At 52.3% G+C, this 738-nt stretch carries 2 protein-coding genes; both read right to left on the bottom strand.

Translation table 11 applies throughout. The features are described 5' to 3' along the window. The coding region (locus tag ACTF5Z_RS10710; protein WP_438985622.1) for a TonB-dependent receptor domain-containing protein at nucleotides 1–414 on the bottom strand (414 nt) is incomplete at its 3' end. Then, the coding region (locus ACTF5Z_RS10705; protein ID WP_438985621.1) for a TonB-dependent receptor domain-containing protein at nucleotides 393–738 on the bottom strand (346 nt) is incomplete at its 5' end. The genes ACTF5Z_RS10705 and ACTF5Z_RS10710, both read right to left, overlap by 22 nt.

Raw genomic sequence — 738 nt, 5'->3', positions numbered from 1 at the left:
GCGATTGGTTGTTGTTCGCTCGATGAAGTCCTGACGGTTGATATGCAGTTCCGCGCGCTCATCGCTCAGATTGCGAACATAGAGCTCAGCGCCCCAGCCGTCTGGGCTGTTCAACCCGACTGAACCGTTAAAAATGGCGTAAGAGTCTTGGTAGGTATTGGGCTCCTCCGGAGTATCGACGATCGAGTTCAAGGCCTCGTCAGCATACTTACCGCTCAGCTGCCAATAAGCATCCATACCCGCATCCATTGTCCACGTGTATCTGGCGCGCAAATTACCCTGGAACTCAGGTGTCAGAGGCAGAGGGTTACCTTCGTCTTGCACCACAATCGCAAACCCAGGGTCAACAGAGGTGAGCTCTGTATCGTTGTAAGACGCTGCGCCGTAGATCGTCAGATTTTCGGTAGAGCCCATGCGAAGTCAACTTCCATACCTTGAATCTCGGCGTCACCGCCGTTATCGACAACCGTCAAGACAGAGATATTCTGCGAGTCAAATTGGCTGACTTGAATGTCTTTCCAATCAATCCAATAGACCGTACCGTTGATTCGAAGCAAGCCATCTTGCAAGGTTGCCTTCCAGCCAAACTCAAGATTCTCTACCGTGTCCGATTCGAACACATAGGGCAAACAATAACCGGGAAATCCAGTTGCCGCATTGGAGTCGATCGCTACATCGGTACCACATTGCAGGCCCGTATCCGTCAGATTATTCGCGGTGGCGCTGTACTGCCCGCCC

Origin of the sequence: Aequoribacter sp. (assembly GCF_965659035.1) — a bacterium.
In the GTDB taxonomy this organism is placed as follows: domain Bacteria; phylum Pseudomonadota; class Gammaproteobacteria; order Pseudomonadales; family Halieaceae; genus Aequoribacter.
This window is presented reverse-complemented; position numbering and strand designations above follow the sequence as displayed.